Below are 17,469 nucleotides of genomic sequence, written 5' to 3'. Positions count from 1 at the left end.
ACTTTTATATTTAGAAAAGTTTAATAAGCTTATTAAACTTTTTATCTAATCTGTTGTAATAGTTATTTAACTTTCACGACAGGTTAGATTATACTTATAATAATATTCCAATCAAAGTTATTGCAGAGACAATTTGTAATAACCCTATAAATAATCCATACAGAGATACTGATTTTCCTTGCTTAATTAAATCTTTTACATTAACCCTTAATCCGATAGCAGCTAAAGCAATTATTTCAAATTTATTGCTTATTTCTTTGCAAAGAATTGAAACATCATTGCTTATTATATTTAAAGAGAATAAGGCACAAGTTATAAAGAAGCCTATTACATACCATGGAACCTTTATTTTTCCTTTTTCCATATCTTGTACTTCTTCTTCTATAATTTCTTTATTTGATTTATGTTTTAAATGACCTAATACGAAAACAACAACAACTAAAAATATTATACGTACAATTTTAAATATTGTAGATAAATCTTTTACATGTTCATTTACCATTGCTCCACTAGCGACAACTTGTCCTACAGATTGTAATATACCTCCGACCATGGCAGATGTTTGAGTAATCTCATTATTATATAAGAATTGAGATATTATAGGTAATAAGAACATAAGGACTATACCAGTTACGTTAACAATAGTTATTGATATTCCTTTTTCCTTATCATCAGCTCCAATTACAGGTGATGTTGCTGCTATTGCAGAAGATCCACATACTGCATTACCACTTGCCATCATATATCTGAAGTTGTCTGAAAAACCTAATTTTTTCCCAATATATAAAGCTCCTATTATTGTAATTGCCATTTGTAATACTATAAATATTACTCCAGAAAATCCAATTTCAGATATAGTAGATATACTTAATGTTGCACCTAATAACACTATTGAGTATGACAACAAATCAGTTTCTGAAAACTTATATCCCTTTTGAAATATATTATGATTTAAAAATACATTACCTACAAACATACCTAAGAATATAGCAATAGATGCTGCTCCAAGCTTTGGAACAAATTTTGCAATAAGTATACTTAAATATGCTACTAATATAGAAACTATAAATCCAGGTAATATACCTTTTATATTTTTTATAAAATTATTATTTAATTTTTTCATTATAGTACTCCTTTTATTATGATATAAATTTAATTTTAAATTCATATTTACAATTTGTTAAATATGTTTTTTTTATAATAAATATAAGTATTTACCTATATATTGCATATAAGTATTTAGTTATATGTGATATAAAATTTACGTATTTAACAAATTAAATAAAAATATTTATAATAAAGTTATGAAATTTAGCAAAGAAAAGGAAAGTGAGAGTATTATGAAAAACGAACAAAATAATAAGAGAAGATACTTAATAGTATTTATTTGTATGTTAATTCAAGCAATACCATATTGTATATCTCAAAATTTACAAAGTCAGATGCAAACACCAGTATCTCAATCAGGTGTAGTATCTGAGGTAGGATTTACATTACTATATTTATCAGGAACAATTCCGGCATTATTCAATCCAATAATAGCTAAAGTATATGATAAATTCAAAATTAAATATATATATGTAGCAGGTTTAATAATATCAGGTATAGCATTCGCATCATATGGAATGGCTCAAAATGCAATAATGTTTAACGGAAGTGCATTCTTTACACAAGTAGGAACAATATTATTTACAGGTTTATCATTACCAATAATGATGAGTCATTGGTTCCCAGGCGAAGGTAAAGGGACAGCATTAGGAATAGCATTAGCAGGTGGATCATTAGGTAATGTATTTTTACAACCAATAACTGTTAAGTTATTAGCTAACGTTGGATGGAGAGGAACATATATGGCATTAGGGGCAGCTATGATAATAATAGGTGTGCCACTAGCATTATTATTCATAAGATACCCAAGACAAGAAGAAGTCGTAATAGAAACATCATCTAATAAGTCAAATGCGAAACCAGCAAGAGCAAAATTTGATGGTTTATCAGACAAAGAAAATGATAAAAATCCAATATTCTGGACTTTCTGTGTAGGATGTGCATTAATATGTTTTGCAGTTGTTGCAGTATCGACACAAGCAATACCAGTATTAGGACGAAAAGGATTTGAAGCAGGGAAATTAGGAATCGCAGGATCAATATTTGGAGTATCATGTTTAATAGGTAACGTAGTAGGTGGTAAATTATTCGATAAACTAGGATCATTTATTCCGATGGTTTTATCAGGTATATCTACAGTAATAGCATTATTAATAATGGCATTTATGCCAGAGGGAAGTGCAATAGGATTTTTAGTACCTATATGTTCAGGATTAACTGTATATACAATAACATCAGCACCAGCATTTATGCCAGCAGATGTATTTGGACAAAAAGATGGAACAATGAAATTAGCAAAAGTAGGTATGTTCTATGCATTAGGTAGTTCAATATCAGCATTATTATTCACAACTATATCAAACAAGTTAGGATTAACTGGCTCATGTATGTTATTTATAGTTGTTGGTGTAGTAGGATTTGGATTAAATTTATTTGCTCAAATAAAATCAAAAAAAATGTTCGCACAAAACTAATGATTGATAAACCTATAAAATATAGATTATTAATAATTTAAAATTTTATAGATGGTCTAAAATAGCTTATTTGATTAATATTAATTTGGGGATATATTGAATACTTAATGCAATAATAGCAATTGCTATATCAGTATTAAGTATTCAATATGCAACATATTTTACAGGAAGAGCTTGGAATGAGTTCAGTATTAGTTGGGACATTAGGTTCAGTATTTACTCTATTTTGTTTAATAGGAAATGTAACTGGAGGAGCTTTATTTGATAAAATAGGTATATTAAAAACAATGTCTATATCATTAGTACTTTCAATTGTAGCTGTAATAGGATTAATGATATTTACTACTTACATCAATAAAAAAGTCAAAGATTAAAATAAAAATTAGCATAAAGTATATATTTACTTTAAGAAATAAATTAAATATGCATTAGGAGTGAATAAAATGAGAAAAATATACTTCAATGGAGACATTATAACAGTTAATGATAAAAAGCCTATAGTAGATGCTGTTTTAGTTGAAAATGGGAAAATAATAAAAACAGGATCAAAAGAAGAAATACTAAAATTAAAAAATGAAGATACAGAACTAGTAGATTTAGATGGTAAAACCATGTTACCAGGTTTCATAGATTCTCATAGTCATATTATTGCAGTAGCTCAGACTTTAATGATAGTAAATTTAAGTGATGCAAATTCTAAAGAAGAATTTATAGCAATATTAAAAGATTATGTTAAAAATAATCCACCTAAAAATGGAGAGTGGATAATAGGATTTGGTTATGATAACACAAGATATGAAAATGAAGAACATCCAACTAAATTTGATTTAGATTTGGTAAGTAAAGAGATACCAATATTTATAAGTCATGCGTCAGGTCATATTGCAACTACAAACTCAAAGGCGCTAGAAGCTTTTGGATATGTAGGAACAAACTATGAAGTACCAGAAGGTGGAGTTGTTAGAACGGTAGGAGAATCAAATGAGCCAAATGGAATATTAGAAGAGAATGCTTGTTTATCTCCTGAAAAGAGAAAGGTAATTCCTACACCATCTGTAGATACACTTTTAAGCTGTATAAAGAAAGCGCAACAAATATATTCATCTTATGGATTAACAACAGCTCAGGATGCAAGTATAGATGAAAATTTAAATCAACTTTTAAATTTAGCAGCTCAAAAAAATGAATTAATAATTGATATTGTTGGTCAAGCTGTTCAACATACAACATTAAAATTATTAAAGAATGAAGGAACACCAAAGAGAAAATACTATAATCATTATAAGTTACTAGGTGGAAAAACTTGGCTTGATGGCTCACCACAAGGAAAAACAGCTTGGTTAACTAAGCCGTACTATGAAGTTCCAGAAGGGGAATCTAAAGATTACTGTGGGTATGCAACTCAAGAAGATAAAGATGTAATAGAATATTTTAAATCTTTAATTGAGAATAATATACAGGTAAATGTCCATTGTAATGGTGATGCGGCATCAGATCAATTTATAAGATGTTATAAAAAAGCTTTAGAGATGACAGATAATAAAACTGATTTAAGACCAGTAATGGTACATGCTCAAACAGTTAGAGAAGATCAATTAGATGATATGAAGGAACTTGGTATAATACCTACATTCTTTTTAGATCATATATGGTTCTGGGGAGATTATCATTATGAATCAGTATTTGGACCAGAAAGAGCTAATAGACTTAGTCCAGCAAAATCTGCATTAAGAAGAAATATAAACTTTACATTACATCAAGATTCGCCAGTAAAGATGCCAAATCAAATACTAGCAATGCATAATGCGGTTAATAGACAAACTCAAAGCGGTAGGATATTAGGAGCTGATCAAAGATTATCTACTATGGAAGCAATAAAAGCTTTAACAATAAATGCAGCATATCAGTATTTTGAAGAAGATGAAAAAGGATCTATAGAAGAAGGTAAAGTTGCAGATTTTGTAATACTTGATAGAAATCCTTTAGATGTAAATTTATCTGAGATTAAAGAAATAAAAGTATTAGAGACAATAAAAGAAGGTAATACAATATATAAAAAATAGTAAAATTAAGAAAGAGGTGAAACTTTATTTTCACCTCTTTTTGCTAGATATAGTAATATAGATATGAGGAGGATATACTTATGAATATTAGAAAATTAGAGATTTTTTATAAAACAGCTAAGTGTTTAAATATGAGTCAAGTAGCAAAGGATATGTATATTAGTCAACCATCAATAAGTCAATGTATATCTGAAATTGAGTCAGAAATTGGTACAAAATTGTTTGATAGAATAGGTAAAAAACTGTACTTGACACATGAAGGTAAAATTTTTTATGAATATACAAGGAGAATATTAAATATTTATGAAGAAGGGATAAATGTAGTACGTTCATCTAAATCTAATAAAGGAAAATTAGTTATTGGTGCAAGTACAACTATAGGTACATATATAATGCCCTATATAATACATAAATTTAATAAAAAAGAAAAAGATATTGAAATATCTATGATTATAGATAATAAGCATAATATAGAAGAACTTATATTAAATAATAAAGTAGACATTGCATTTATAGAAGGCACAGTAAATTCAAAAGAAATAATATTAAAAGATATATGGACAGATGAGCTTGTATTTATAAGTTCAATAAATCATGAATGGAATGGAAAAAAATACTTAGACATAGAGGATTTAAAAAATAATAAATTTATTATAAGGGAAGATGGCAGTGGAACAAGACAACGATTTGAAGGTTTTTTAGAAAATAATGATATTAAATTTAATTCATATATAGAATTAAGTAATTTAGAGGCTATTTTAAATTATGTTAAATTAAATATAGGAGTAAGTTGTGTACCTTATATGTCTGTTTTATCTGAAGAAAATTCAAAATCAATAAATGTATATAGGATAAAAGATCATAAGATTAATAGATCTTTATATAGTGCTATACACAAAGATAAGTATATTTCTAAACCTATAGAATGTTTTATGAAATTTTGTGAAAAAACAGATATTTTAAATAATAAATAATCATATATGAAAAACTATAATTGACATATTAATTATTTTACTACAATTTATTACATAATAATCGTGGGTATTATTCTTGTGATTCGTCTCCACCATTGAAATCCACGAATACCTATATCCAAAAGGATATAGGTATTTTTATTTTAAGATAATAATATAACAAAAGAAATTTAAAAATCAATTAATATTAACAATAAAGAAAGCATAGCTCCAGATAAACCAACTTGAGTGTACCAAGGTATTAATTGTGTGTTTAAAAAAGAAATCTGATAAATAGAATACTCCATAGAATATAAGAAGTATAAAAATAATTTTACCGACGCGTTTGGTTTTATCAAGATTACATTGTTTAGAATTTTGCGATTTAGAACTATCATATGCTCTAACTTCACCGTTTTTATCGATGAATATATCACCATGTGAGGTATTCCAAGCACAAGAACTAGCACTTAAATTTATTGAATTTTCCTTAAGGTTTTCTTTTTTAAAAGGGTATATATTTATGTTCTTAGAAAACTCTTCAATTATATCTATTTTACTAAGCATTAATCCTCATTTAATTTATGGATTAAAATTATGTATATATTATCACAAATATTTTAGTTTAATTTGTATAAATTACATAATTATTTGTGATTAAAAAAAAGCGAAAATGATATTGATTATCTATATCAAATGCTATATAATGTATTAAAAATAAACGATAATGATGAATAAAAATAATTAATTGGATGCTCATGAATATTTAAGAAAATAAATAATAGTTATAAGACATAATAGAAAGGAGACAGCTATGGAACATATTTTTATTAATTAACAGATTAGACTATAGATATAGCAATGAAATATAATTATGAGGATTTAATGATAATGAGTATCGATATCTACAAATTGAAATATAAGACATGATAGAAAGGAGACAGCTATGAAATATATTTTTATTAATCCAGTTGTAGATAATATGTATATAAAAGAAGATCTAGATAAATTATTACTTAACAATGGTTACTCAAGGGTAGAAGTTGAAAATGATTGGCATAAGGTTGTAAAAGAAAAGTATAATGAAGCTCTTAAATCAACAGAAAAGGCACTTTTAGATCGAAGGTGTCCTTTAGCTATTGATACAATTAATGAATATATAAATGAGCAGGATGTTTTTATTCCTAAAATTGATCCAATTCTAATACATTGTGGTATAGAAATTGCAAATAGAGAGGATCTAAAAGGAAAGAAAAAGGTAATTACTACGCCATGTAAAAGTCTAGCTTCATATGGAAACAAAAAGGGTTTAGAAGATACAGTATTTATAAGCTGGAAAGAATTTATAAAGAAATTAAATTTATATGAAAAAATTCAAGTAAAACTACTTGATGAGAGTCCTATTCCACTGGGTTATTTTAATTCATTAGAAGCTAAAATTAGTAGTATCTCAGGAGAAGAAAATATAGAAGCGTATTTTAAAAATAACCTACATAAGGAAAGCGACTTGGTTGAGATGCTTTATTGTAAGGATGGATGCAACAATGGAGATGGAGTATTAATAAATGAATAAGAATAAAGTTATAAAAACATCAATTTCTATAATAATTTTGGTTTTAATATGGAGTATAGTTACTAAAATGGATATAGTTAGTTCTTATATTTTACCATCTCCATCAAAGGTATTAGACAGTTTATTAAAAATGATTAAATCAGGAGAAATCTTTGAAGATATTTACATAAGTTACATAAGAGTTTTAAAAGGATTTTTCATAGCAACTTTATTAGCTTTTTTATTAGCAATGGTGAGAGTTATTTTACCAAAATTTAATGATTACTATGAAAATATAGTTCAATTTTTAAAGAATGTACCACCATTAAGTTTAATATCATTATTAATTTTATGGTTTGGTATAGGAGAAACAACTAAGATTGGGATAATAGTTTTAACTGCGTTTTTCCCAATATACCTAAATACGGTAAAGGGATTTGTAAGTTGTGATAAAAAACTGTTAGAAGTTGGAGAAATTTATGGATATTCAAAAGTAAATAGCTTTTTTAAGATAAGAATTCCATATGCTATGTCAGATATATTAGTTGGAATGAGAATAGGACTAGGTTATAGTTGGAGAGCTATAATAAGTGCAGAAATGATTGCTGCGTCAACTGGTCTAGGTCATATGATTTTATTTGCTCAGCAAATGTCTAGAACAGATAAAGTTATAGTCGGTATTTTAGTAATAGGTGTAGTTGGTTATATAACTGATAGATTGTTTGCACTTATAATCGATAAGGCTTTGAAAGGATCAGAAGAAAATGGATGGGATTAAATTAGTAAATGTAAGTAAGTTCTATACTGTTGAAAAAGAAAGTATGAAAGTTCTAAATGGAATTGATTTAAATATACCAGCAAATAAGATAACTGTAATCTTAGGTCGAAGTGGATGTGGAAAGACTACTTTATTGAGACTTGTATCAGGTTTAGAAGAATTTGATCAAGGAGAGATATTAGGTACTAATTCAAAAAGAAAGGCATATGTATTCCAAGAGGATAGATTAATGCCATGGCTAGATGTAAAAAAGAATATAACATTTGGTATACATAATAAAAATATAGATAATAGAAAAATTGATAGGATTATTGAAACTGTAGGTCTTAAAAAATTCTATAGTGCATATCCAAGACAATTATCAGGTGGAATGAAACAAAGAGTCTCGATTGCAAGAGCATTTGCATATGATCCAGACTTTATAATGATGGATGAGCCTTTTTCGGCATTAGACTTTTTTACAAGAGAGCAAATGCAAAATGAATTATTAAAGATTCACCAAACATCAAAATGCTCAATTTTATTTGTAACTCATAGTATAGATGAGGCACTTATCCTTGGAGATAAAATAGTAATTTTAGAAAAAGGTGTTATTAAATCTCAATATGAAATTAAAGAAAAAAGTAGCACAAGAGACTTATTAGATGATAAGTTTGTTAAATTAAAAAAACAAATAATTGATGATTTAAAAGTTATTTAATTAAAGATATATAAGTAATGGAGGATAAATTTATGAAATTAAGTAAGTCAATAAAAATAAAATTAACATCGGTACTTGCAACTGGTGTATTAATGATATCAATGGTTGGATGTACAACAACAAAAGAAGCAAGTTTAGATAAGTTAGTAATAACACATGTAACTTCACCTTTAAATGTACCAAGTATAATACAAAAAAATAAAAATGTTTTTGCTAATGAGTTCAGTGAAAATGGTAAAGATATAGCTATTGAGTATGCTGAAATAACATCGGGGGCTGATCAAACTCAAGCATTAGCATCAGGAGATGTTGATATATTATACGCTGTTGGAGGAACTTCTGTAGTTTCAGCAGCAGCAAATGGTGCAGATATAAAAATATTAAATATGTACAGTAGATCACCAGAAGCATTCTGTATGTATTCGCTTGATGAAAACATAAAATCAGCACAAGATTTAAAAGGTAAAACTATAGCAGGACCAGTTGGAACTAACTTACACCAACTATTAATAGCATACCTTGAAAAAGCTGGAATGACTATAGATGATGTTAATTATGTGAATATGTCTATAGCTGATGCAAAAGCAGCTTTAGATGGAAAAAGTGTTGATGCAGCATTAGTTGCAGGACCTACTGCATATAAAGCAGAACAACAGGGATATAACTTAGTTACTAATGGAAAAGGATTAACAGATGCAGTAATAGCAGTTGCAGTTAGAGAAGATTTCTATAATGAGCACAAAGAAGAAGTTGAATTATTCATGAAAGCTCAAGAAAACGTAAATAAATACATGAATGAAAACTACGATGAAACTATGGAAATAGTTTCTAAAGAACTTGATTTAGATAAATCAGCAGTTGAAGAAATGTATAAACAATATGATTTCAGTATAGAAACTACAGATGCAGACCGTAAAGCATTTCAAAATGTAGCAGACTTTATGTTAAAAACTGGAATGATAGAAGAAGAAGTTAAGACAAATGAACTTTTTATAAAATAGTAGGTGAATATAAATGATACAAGAAAAAGTTATAGTAAAAGATCAAAATGATATTATAGAGATAACTTACGATGATATATTAAAATATCATGGTAGAGAAATGATAGGTGGAGCAGCTTTAGCATTTAAAATAATGCTTATGACTTTTCCTAAACTTTCTGATGAAATACCGCAAAGAGGAAAGTTTAGTTTTTATAGTGGAATAGGGAAAAATGGAAAAGGTATAATAGATGCAGCAGAAATGGTTATGCGTGTAAAAACTTATGGAAATTTAGAACTAGATATTGATTATTCTAATGATAAGATGGGACAAGAAGCACCAGGTGGTGGAAGATATTATTTTGAAATAGGATATGATGATAAACTAGTTAAATTGTACTTAAAAGAGGGGGTTATACCTAGTGAATTTATAAATTATTCAAAATTATCACATAAGTGCAAAGCAGAAAATATTTCTATGAGAGTAGAAGATCAAGAAAAATTATTATCATTGAGAAAAGAACTAGCTATCAAAATTATGGCATCTGACCCAGAAGACCTATTTGTAATAATAAAATAAAAATCAGTAGCATAATAAATAATATTACATTAAATTAACTTGTGTATTCTAGGTTAAAAATTAATCGTGGGTATTATTCCTGTGATTCGTCTCCACCATTGAAATCCACGAAAAGGTATTGGCTAAATAGCCAATATCTTTTTTTATGGAAAATAATATTATATTTATACTAGACTTAATAATATATACATTTACAAAATAATTAATGGAATATGCTATAATAGCTTTGTATTAGACTAAAATTATTTTATTGATAAATTTATAAACAATATTTATGTTGTATAGGGGAGATGGCATGAAGAATCGAATTTTAATTATAGATGACGATAATGAAATATCTAATATGATTGCAGATTATCTTGGTAAAAATGGATATGAAACGCATATAGCTAATGATGGAATAAGAGGGATTAAATATGTGATAGAAAAGAAGCCTGACTTAATTATCTTAGATATTATGTTGCCATATAAAAGTGGTGATGAGATTTTAAGAGAAGTGAGGGAATTTTCCGATATTCCAATAATAGTAGTATCAGCAAAAGAAAATGTACAGTTTAAAGTTGATTTATTTAAAATAGGAGTAGATGATTATGTAGTCAAGCCATTTGATTTATTAGAACTTCTAGCAAGGATCGAAACAAATTTAAGACGCTACTTAAAACTTACAAGTCAACAAACACTTTATAAACACAAAACATAACACTAAACTATGATTTAAAGGAAGTCTTTGTTGATAATAATGTTGTCAAACTTACATCTAAGGAGTTTGAGATTTTATACTTATTTATAAAATATCCAAACAAAGTATTTTCTAAGAAAAATATATACGAAACAGTGTGGAAAGACTCATATGAATATGATGATGATACGATAAACACTCATATAAGTAATATAAGAAAGAAAATTGATAGTGAACTAATCGAAACTGTTTGGAAAATGGGATATAAGTTAAAGTGATTATTTTAGAATTTCTTTAGAATTTAATTTAGAAATTCTTATATTCTAAAATATATCATATAAGGCAGAGGAGATGATAAATATGTCAGAGATAATTTGCCAAACAGTAAACTTATCAAAAAAATATAAAGATAATATAGTACTTGATAACGTAAGTATCAACATTAAAAGAGGCGACATTTATGGTCTTATAGGGGAAAATGGAGCAGGTAAGACTACATTAATAAAAATAATCGCTCAGTTAATAAACCAAACAGAAGGAAAAGTAAAGCTATTTGGAACAACTGATAAAAATCAATTGTGCAAATTACAAAAAAATATTGGGTATACAATTGAAAATCCAGCACTGTACATGGACATGACAGCAAGAAAAAACCTAGAAGTAATACGTATGCAAAAAGGAATACCTGGAACATACGATATTGAGAGGGTATTAAAACTTGTAAACCTAGATATTAATGATAAAAAGAAGGTAAAAAACTTTTCTCTAGGAATGAAACAAAGATTAGCATTAGCTATGGCATTGTTAGATGAGCCAGAATTATTAATTTTAGATGAGCCTTTAAATGGACTAGATCCTACAGGAATTTTAGAATTAAGGCAATTGTTAATAAGATTAAACTTAGAAAAGGGAATTACAATAGTTTTATCTAGTCATATTCTTAGTGAACTATATAAGCTATCAACATGTTATGGAATTATGCACAAAGGAAAATTAATAGAAGAGATATCGTCTAAGGAATTAGATGAAAGATGTAAAAAACATATATATCTAAATGTTTCAGATAGCAAAATTGCATCTATTATTTTAGAAAAGGAACTAGGTATAAATGATTTTATTGTTTGTAATAACAATATTATAAAAATATATAGCCACCTTGATGAATGTTCAAAAATCAATTCAACTTTAATATTAAATAAAGTCTTAGTCGAAGAGATTAGTATTAAAGGAGATAGTTTAGAATCATATTTTGCAAAAATAATTGGAGGTGAGGCTAATGTATAATATTTTAAAAGCAGAAATATATAAATTAAAATACAGTAAAGAACTTATGATATGTTTGATAGGACTATTAATACTAGCTATCATAAATACTTACTACGGTTCAGTAGAATTTGGTGCAAAAGGTGCATTAGTCCATCCAAGTAGAGAAATAATTGGAATAATGGCTTGTAGTTTATTTGCGGCTACATATGTAGGAAAAGATTTAGTATCAAAAACTATTAATCACACACTAACATCAGGACATGAGAGAAGTAAAGTTTTTCTAAGTAAGTATTTGTGTTATTTGATTGGTTGTGTGATTATTTTACTTGCAAACTATGCATTTATAGGAAGTACATATGGCTTATTTTACGGATGGGGACAAGTATTTAATAGCAGTGAGTTATATTTTTTAATTGTATATGTAGTAGTTGGGATATTTTTTAATATATGCATTTCTTCAGTTTCATTTTTTATTTGTATACTTGTAAAAAACTCAAGTGTATCAATTGCCTTATGTGGAGGAACTGTAGGATTGATACTAGCACTAACTCAGTTACCTTGGAACACTATTACTTATTATGTTGCAAATAAAGATTATTCTTTAGGAATGATGCCACTTATCTTTGCAATAAGTTTTGGATTAGGTACGGGTATTTTATATTTAATTTTCAATTATTGTTTTAACAAACAAGATATTTAATATGAGAGGATGGATTATGATTTGATAACAATTTTATTAATTATAGGATTTACATATATCGTAATCCGTTTCATATCTACAAAAAAACAACTAAGAAAAATTAAGATTCAACTTAATAAGAAAGAACGGATAAATATAATATTAAATGATAAAGATGTAGAAAAAATAGCTGAATCTTTTAATATTTTTCTGCAAGAACAAAAACGACTAGAGATAAATATAAGAAACAGAGAAGAAAATCTAAAACAATCTATTTCTAATATTTCACATGATTTAAGAACACCACTTACAGCTATTAGAGGGTATATTACACTTCTTGAAAATTGTACTGAAGAAGAAAGAAATATGTATATTGGCATTCTTTCTAAAAAATCAGAAGAACTAAATAATTTACTTAATAATTTTTATGAGCTTTCTATTTTTAATAATGATAGTTACCAAATAGATATAAAAGTTATTGATATAGTAGAAATAATTATGGGGACTGTTATTTCTAACTATGCCTTAATTAAAAATAAAGAAATAGAAATTGATAATAGACTTCCTTCTAAACCAATAGAAGTTCAAGGCGAAGAGGTGGTTTGTTCAAGGATTATTCAAAACTTAGTTTCTAATGCAATGAAGTATTCAACAGGCTATATTTCTATTGAACTTAAAGAGTTTGATGAGTATGTTATTTTTAAGATTAGAAATAGTGTTTCGGATTTAACTCAAGATGATTTGAAATATTTATTTGATAGGTTTTATACTGCAGATAAATCTCGAAACCGCAGTGGAAGTGGTTTAGGGTTATTTATTGTAAAGGTATTACTTGATAAGATTGATGGAGAAGTTTATGAAGTTAGTTTAAATGATGATATATTAAGTATAAGTATTTTATTTAGATATTTTTAAGGATAATTATATAAGTTATTTGATGTTTATCAAGAATTATTAGATGAATTAATTATGGGTATGATTGTGAAGAATCACCTCTACCAATTACATAATTTTTATCGTCAAACCAATTGGAATTGTTAGAGTTTAAAATCTATTAATTCCTTTTTTATTAAAATAAATTAAAGAAATATAGGATTTATATAATAGGGAAATAAATAATTTATAACAAATAAAAGTGAACCCTATCACAAGTAAGGGATAGGGTTGATTATTATATAGCATTTGTTTGTTCATTAATACCTGAAATAGGTGGAAACATCTTAAAAAATAAAAATCTCATTAAAGGAGATACAATTAATAAATTTAAAGGAATTGCAAAAATAAAGTTTGTAACTATAGCAACACCATAAGCAGAAATAAAATTAGAATCTAATCCTACATTAGCAATTACTCCGAATAATGACATCCAAATAACCATACCACATGATGTAAAAAATGACATACACAGTCCTACTTTTTTCATAGTGTCATTTGGCTTTAATATTTTACTTGTAATGACCTTAACAATTCTACCAACTATAAAAATATCTCCTATTAGTGCATATATAAAAGCCAATGGGAACCCTAGTGCTGCATACTTAAATATATTTAATGAAAATCCTTCAATTATAGCTATATTGTAGCAACTCATAATAAATACCATTGTTGCAGCAATCATTAATATGAATATAAAATGTTCTTTTTTGTTTTTAAACAAGTTAAATACCTCTCTTCTAATAAATTGTCAACTAAGTTGACTAATGTATAGTATCATTTTTAACTCTATAATGTCAACTAGGTTGATTAAAGTTGTATTATTTATTTTAAAAATTATATAATATAGATAGATTTGATTAAAATAAAGGAGTATTTATATGAGTTCAGATTTTAAAAATTTAAATATAATAGATTTAATAAGTGAAAAACACGCAAAGCTTAGAAAAATGGTAATAGAAACTTGGGTTGAAAGGGGAGAAGAAAGGGTTAGTGATACAGAATCGTATATGATTGCATTAGTAGAAAGAAATGAATTAACAGTGGCACAGATTGGAAGGATAATAGGAATATCACGCCAAGGAGCTCATAAATGTGCAAAAGGCTTAATTGAAAGAGGATATATTATTATAGAAAATAAAGACGTAAATTCTAGGGACAAGATACTTTCTTTAACTGAAAAGGGATCAAGATTTTGTAGAGAGACATTAATTTTAAAAGAAGAATTTGAAACAAATATTATAAATTCTATAGGTGAGGATAAATTTAAAATATTAAAAGAGTGTTTAAGTGAAAATTGGTTTGCAAAATAAGTATTGTGCAAAACTAACTCTAATATAAAATTCTTTAGGTTATATTTTAGAATACCCAAAAAGCAAGGTGTAATAAAAGACTTAAAAAGTTACTTTATATAATAAAAACACGCTCCGTAAAGTAGATACGGAAAAACTATATCATAAGTAAGAGAGTATGGCTTGTGAAAATAGCTTGTTGTAAAGAAATGCTAAATAAAATTAAAATAAATACTAACGTAAAAGATTTGTCACCTTAATATACTTGCAAGTACTTCTGACCCAAAGTTATATTATTATGCCTTTTATTAAAAAATTCAAGTGATGCAATGAAAAATCTTTGAAATCAGGGGTTTGACCATTGGTTTTAGCTTTTATTATCATTTCAGATAAACCCAAAACATGAACTAAAAATTAACAAATAGATGCGTATATAAATTTAAGGATTGTGAATAATATATTACATAGTTATACTCAGTAATATTAACTAGTATGATTAACACAAATAAAATAAATATTTTGATAATAAAATATCCTAGTTATTACATATAAGATTCAGAAGCAATATTAGTTAATAATAAGTTCGAATATAATAAGTTAGTCTATAAAGGAGAATAAAGGTTATGCTATTAATAAAAAATGGGAAAATAATAACCATGGCTGATAAAAATTATAATAGTGGATCTATTTTAATAAAAGATAAAAAGATTGTAGAAATTGGAGAAAATATTAATATAAATAGTAATGAGGATTGTAAGATAATTGATGCAGAAAATTGTTGGGTTATGCCAGGCATAATAGAAGCTCATTGCCATATTGGAATTCAAGAAGAAAGAAAAGGATTTGAAGGCAATGACTGTAATGAAACAAATGAATCAATTACACCATATCTTAGGGCTTTAGATGGTATTAATGTTATGGATTCAGCTTTTCATAATGCTTTGACTGCTGGTATTACAGGAGTAATGGTAGGACCTGGAAGTTCAAATGTAGTCGGAGGAAAGTTTGTTTTTATAAAAACTCATGGTAGAACAATAGATAACATGGCTGTCCTTGAACCAGCAGCAATGAAAATTGCATTTGGAGAAAATATAAAAACAAATTATAATCAAAAAAATATGATGCCATCAACTCGTATGTCAATAGCTGCACTTTTACGTGAGGAATTGTTTGAAGCTCAAAAATATAATCAAAACAAAAAAAATGCTATGAAAAATGGTGATAGTTTTGATGAGGTATTTAGGAGAGAGTGTTGGTTACCTGTAATTAACAGAGAGATTCCTTTAAAAGCACATGTACATAGAGCAGATGATATTTTAACAGCAATCCGTATAGCTAAAGAGTTTAATTTAAGATTAACTTTAGATCATTGTACAGAAGGACATCTAATTTCAGAAGAGATTAAGGAAGCTGGATTTCCGGCAATAGTTGGACCTTCATTAGCAATAAGAAATAAGATAGAGACTCAAAATGCAGATTTTAAAACAGCTGGTATATTACACAAGGCTGGTGTGAAAGTAGCTATTACTACTGATCATCCAGTTACAAGAATACAAGATTTACCTATTTGTGCTGGATTTGCAGCAAGAGAAGGACTAGGAATAGAAGAGGGACTTAAAGCAATTACAATAAATGCGGCAGAAATATGTAATGTATCAGATAAAGTTGGAAGTCTTGAAATAGGAAAAGATGCTGATATTGCAATTTTTGATGGGAATCCAATGGAGGTATTTACAAAAACAATGTATACCATAATTGATGGTGAAATAGTTTATGAAGCAAAAGATATAGATAATTAGCTATTAAAAATAAGAATGGTAGATAGTTTTATATAACAAGCTATCTACTTTTTTATATTAATTATTAATAGTTTTAGATAAATATATTATATAGATTAATAGTATGTATTATAGCAAATAGAAATTATATTAATTTTGAATAAGATTGTAGGTAAGAATTTCGGGAATTTACTTGATGAAGTTAGCTTGGTTAAACTTTGTGGTAGAAAGGATTGGTTTGAATAATTTATTAAGTAGAATAATAATTAAAATTTTCTTATAATTTTTATAATAAAGCGATAACAAAGTCAATTTTATAATGACTTTGCTATCACCTTATCAATTACATAGAACTTGCTTTACTAACTTCTATGTAAGTTTTGTCAATAAAACTATCTATTGTTGTTGTTTCTATTATTTTCGTTGTTGTTGCAGTTATTATTGTTTCTATTATTGTTATTATTATTTCTATTATTGTTGTTGTTGCAGTTGTTATTGCAGTTATTGTTGTTGTTATTGTTTCTATTATTGTCGTTGTTGTTTGACTTTATCATGATTATCACCTCCTCGAAAATATTATTGGCAGAAAGGTATCGTAATATACATAATCAATAAAAATAATTTTTTATTAATAATGCTAGAATTAGTTTAATT

The 17,469-nt window shown here is 26.9% G+C and carries 20 protein-coding genes; 16 read left to right on the top strand and 4 right to left on the bottom strand.

Going from position 1 to position 17,469, the window contains the following annotated elements:
- Positions 1–94 precede the first annotated feature (94 nt).
- Entirely contained in the window at positions 95–1,123 is a 1,029-nt protein-coding gene (locus I1959_RS08990) for a YeiH family protein (RefSeq protein WP_092922595.1), read from the bottom strand.
- 217 nt (positions 1,124–1,340) lie between these two features.
- On the opposite strand from I1959_RS08990, the gene I1959_RS08985 reads away from it, so the two are divergent.
- The 4 genes from I1959_RS08985 (at position 1,341) to I1959_RS08970 (ending at position 5,619) form a co-directional block, all read left to right on the top strand.
- Positions 1,341–2,582, top strand: a complete 1,242-nt coding sequence (locus I1959_RS08985; protein WP_195940144.1) for an MFS transporter — start codon at positions 1,341–1,343, stop codon at positions 2,580–2,582.
- 149 nt (positions 2,583–2,731) lie between these two features.
- A complete protein-coding gene (locus I1959_RS08980; protein WP_207733565.1) occupies positions 2,732–2,956 on the top strand; it encodes an MFS transporter in 225 nt (74 codons plus the stop codon).
- A 69-nt stretch (positions 2,957–3,025) separates the two neighbouring features.
- Positions 3,026–4,645, top strand: a complete 1,620-nt coding sequence (locus I1959_RS08975) for an amidohydrolase (protein WP_195238008.1) — start codon at positions 3,026–3,028, stop codon at positions 4,643–4,645.
- A gap of 80 nt (positions 4,646–4,725) precedes the next feature.
- Positions 4,726–5,619 carry a LysR family transcriptional regulator gene (locus I1959_RS08970; RefSeq protein WP_166504747.1) on the top strand — a complete coding sequence of 298 codons (894 nt, stop codon included), beginning with the start codon at positions 4,726–4,728 and terminating at the stop codon, positions 5,617–5,619.
- 177 nt (positions 5,620–5,796) lie between these two features.
- Here I1959_RS08970 and I1959_RS08965 read toward each other — a convergent pair whose 3' ends face one another.
- Positions 5,797–6,165: a hypothetical protein gene (locus tag I1959_RS08965; RefSeq protein ID WP_092922609.1), complete on the bottom strand. Its 369-nt coding sequence runs from the start codon at positions 6,163–6,165 to the stop codon at positions 5,797–5,799.
- A 379-nt stretch (positions 6,166–6,544) separates the two neighbouring features.
- Here I1959_RS08965 and I1959_RS08960 point away from each other — a divergent pair, with 379 nt between their 5' ends.
- The 10 genes from I1959_RS08960 (at position 6,545) to I1959_RS08920 (ending at position 13,727) form a co-directional block, all read left to right on the top strand.
- Entirely contained in the window at positions 6,545–7,171 is a 627-nt protein-coding gene (locus I1959_RS08960) for a hypothetical protein (protein WP_166504748.1), read from the top strand.
- Positions 7,164–7,928, top strand: coding sequence for an ABC transporter permease (locus I1959_RS08955; protein WP_092922615.1), 765 nt, complete (start codon positions 7,164–7,166; stop codon positions 7,926–7,928). Before I1959_RS08960 ends, I1959_RS08955 begins: the two co-directional genes overlap by 8 nt.
- Positions 7,915–8,628 (top strand): ABC transporter ATP-binding protein, encoded by a 714-nt coding sequence (locus tag I1959_RS08950; protein ID WP_092922618.1) that lies wholly within the window; start codon positions 7,915–7,917, stop codon positions 8,626–8,628. The genes I1959_RS08955 and I1959_RS08950 overlap by 14 nt, the downstream gene beginning before the upstream one ends.
- A 32-nt stretch (positions 8,629–8,660) precedes the next feature.
- Positions 8,661–9,629, top strand: a complete 969-nt coding sequence (locus I1959_RS08945; RefSeq protein WP_092922621.1) for an ABC transporter substrate-binding protein — start codon at positions 8,661–8,663, stop codon at positions 9,627–9,629.
- A gap of 13 nt (positions 9,630–9,642) precedes the next feature.
- Entirely contained in the window at positions 9,643–10,188 is a 546-nt protein-coding gene (locus I1959_RS08940; protein ID WP_166504749.1) for a hypothetical protein, read from the top strand.
- A gap of 295 nt (positions 10,189–10,483) precedes the next feature.
- Positions 10,484–10,888: a response regulator transcription factor gene (locus I1959_RS15505; protein WP_243240025.1), complete on the top strand. Its 405-nt coding sequence runs from the start codon at positions 10,484–10,486 to the stop codon at positions 10,886–10,888.
- Positions 10,885–11,145 carry a winged helix-turn-helix domain-containing protein gene (locus I1959_RS15790; protein ID WP_330615176.1) on the top strand — a complete coding sequence of 87 codons (261 nt, stop codon included), beginning with the start codon at positions 10,885–10,887 and terminating at the stop codon, positions 11,143–11,145. The genes I1959_RS15505 and I1959_RS15790 overlap by 4 nt, the downstream gene beginning before the upstream one ends.
- Before the next feature lie 82 nt (positions 11,146–11,227).
- A complete protein-coding gene (locus I1959_RS08930) occupies positions 11,228–12,151 on the top strand; it encodes an ATP-binding cassette domain-containing protein (RefSeq protein WP_195238006.1) in 924 nt (307 codons plus the stop codon).
- Positions 12,144–12,833: an ABC transporter permease subunit gene (locus I1959_RS08925; RefSeq protein WP_195238004.1), complete on the top strand. Its 690-nt coding sequence runs from the start codon at positions 12,144–12,146 to the stop codon at positions 12,831–12,833. The genes I1959_RS08930 and I1959_RS08925 overlap by 8 nt, the downstream gene beginning before the upstream one ends.
- A gap of 9 nt (positions 12,834–12,842) precedes the next feature.
- A complete protein-coding gene (locus tag I1959_RS08920; RefSeq protein WP_195238002.1) occupies positions 12,843–13,727 on the top strand; it encodes a sensor histidine kinase in 885 nt (294 codons plus the stop codon).
- A 256-nt stretch (positions 13,728–13,983) separates the two neighbouring features.
- Here the strand turns inward: I1959_RS08920 and I1959_RS08915 are convergent, their stop codons facing one another.
- Positions 13,984–14,469 (bottom strand): DUF2798 domain-containing protein, encoded by a 486-nt coding sequence (locus I1959_RS08915; protein WP_195238000.1) that lies wholly within the window; start codon positions 14,467–14,469, stop codon positions 13,984–13,986.
- A gap of 157 nt (positions 14,470–14,626) precedes the next feature.
- Between I1959_RS08915 and I1959_RS08910 the strand changes: the two genes are divergently transcribed.
- The gene (locus tag I1959_RS08910; RefSeq protein ID WP_195237998.1) at positions 14,627–15,058 is read left to right on the top strand and encodes a MarR family winged helix-turn-helix transcriptional regulator; all 432 of its coding nucleotides are present in this window, start codon (positions 14,627–14,629) and stop codon (positions 15,056–15,058) included.
- Positions 15,059–15,660: 602 nt separating this feature from the next.
- Positions 15,661–16,836 carry an amidohydrolase gene (locus I1959_RS08905; RefSeq protein ID WP_195237997.1) on the top strand — a complete coding sequence of 392 codons (1,176 nt, stop codon included), beginning with the start codon at positions 15,661–15,663 and terminating at the stop codon, positions 16,834–16,836.
- A gap of 371 nt (positions 16,837–17,207) precedes the next feature.
- Here the strand turns inward: I1959_RS08905 and I1959_RS08900 are convergent, their stop codons facing one another.
- Positions 17,208–17,369: a hypothetical protein gene (locus tag I1959_RS08900; RefSeq protein ID WP_195237996.1), complete on the bottom strand. Its 162-nt coding sequence runs from the start codon at positions 17,367–17,369 to the stop codon at positions 17,208–17,210.
- Positions 17,370–17,469: the final 100 nt, after the last annotated feature.

Source organism: Romboutsia sp. 1001285H_161024_C4 (assembly GCF_015550185.1).
Lineage (GTDB): Bacteria > Bacillota > Clostridia > Peptostreptococcales > Peptostreptococcaceae > Romboutsia_C > Romboutsia_C hominis.
This window is presented reverse-complemented; position numbering and strand designations above follow the sequence as displayed.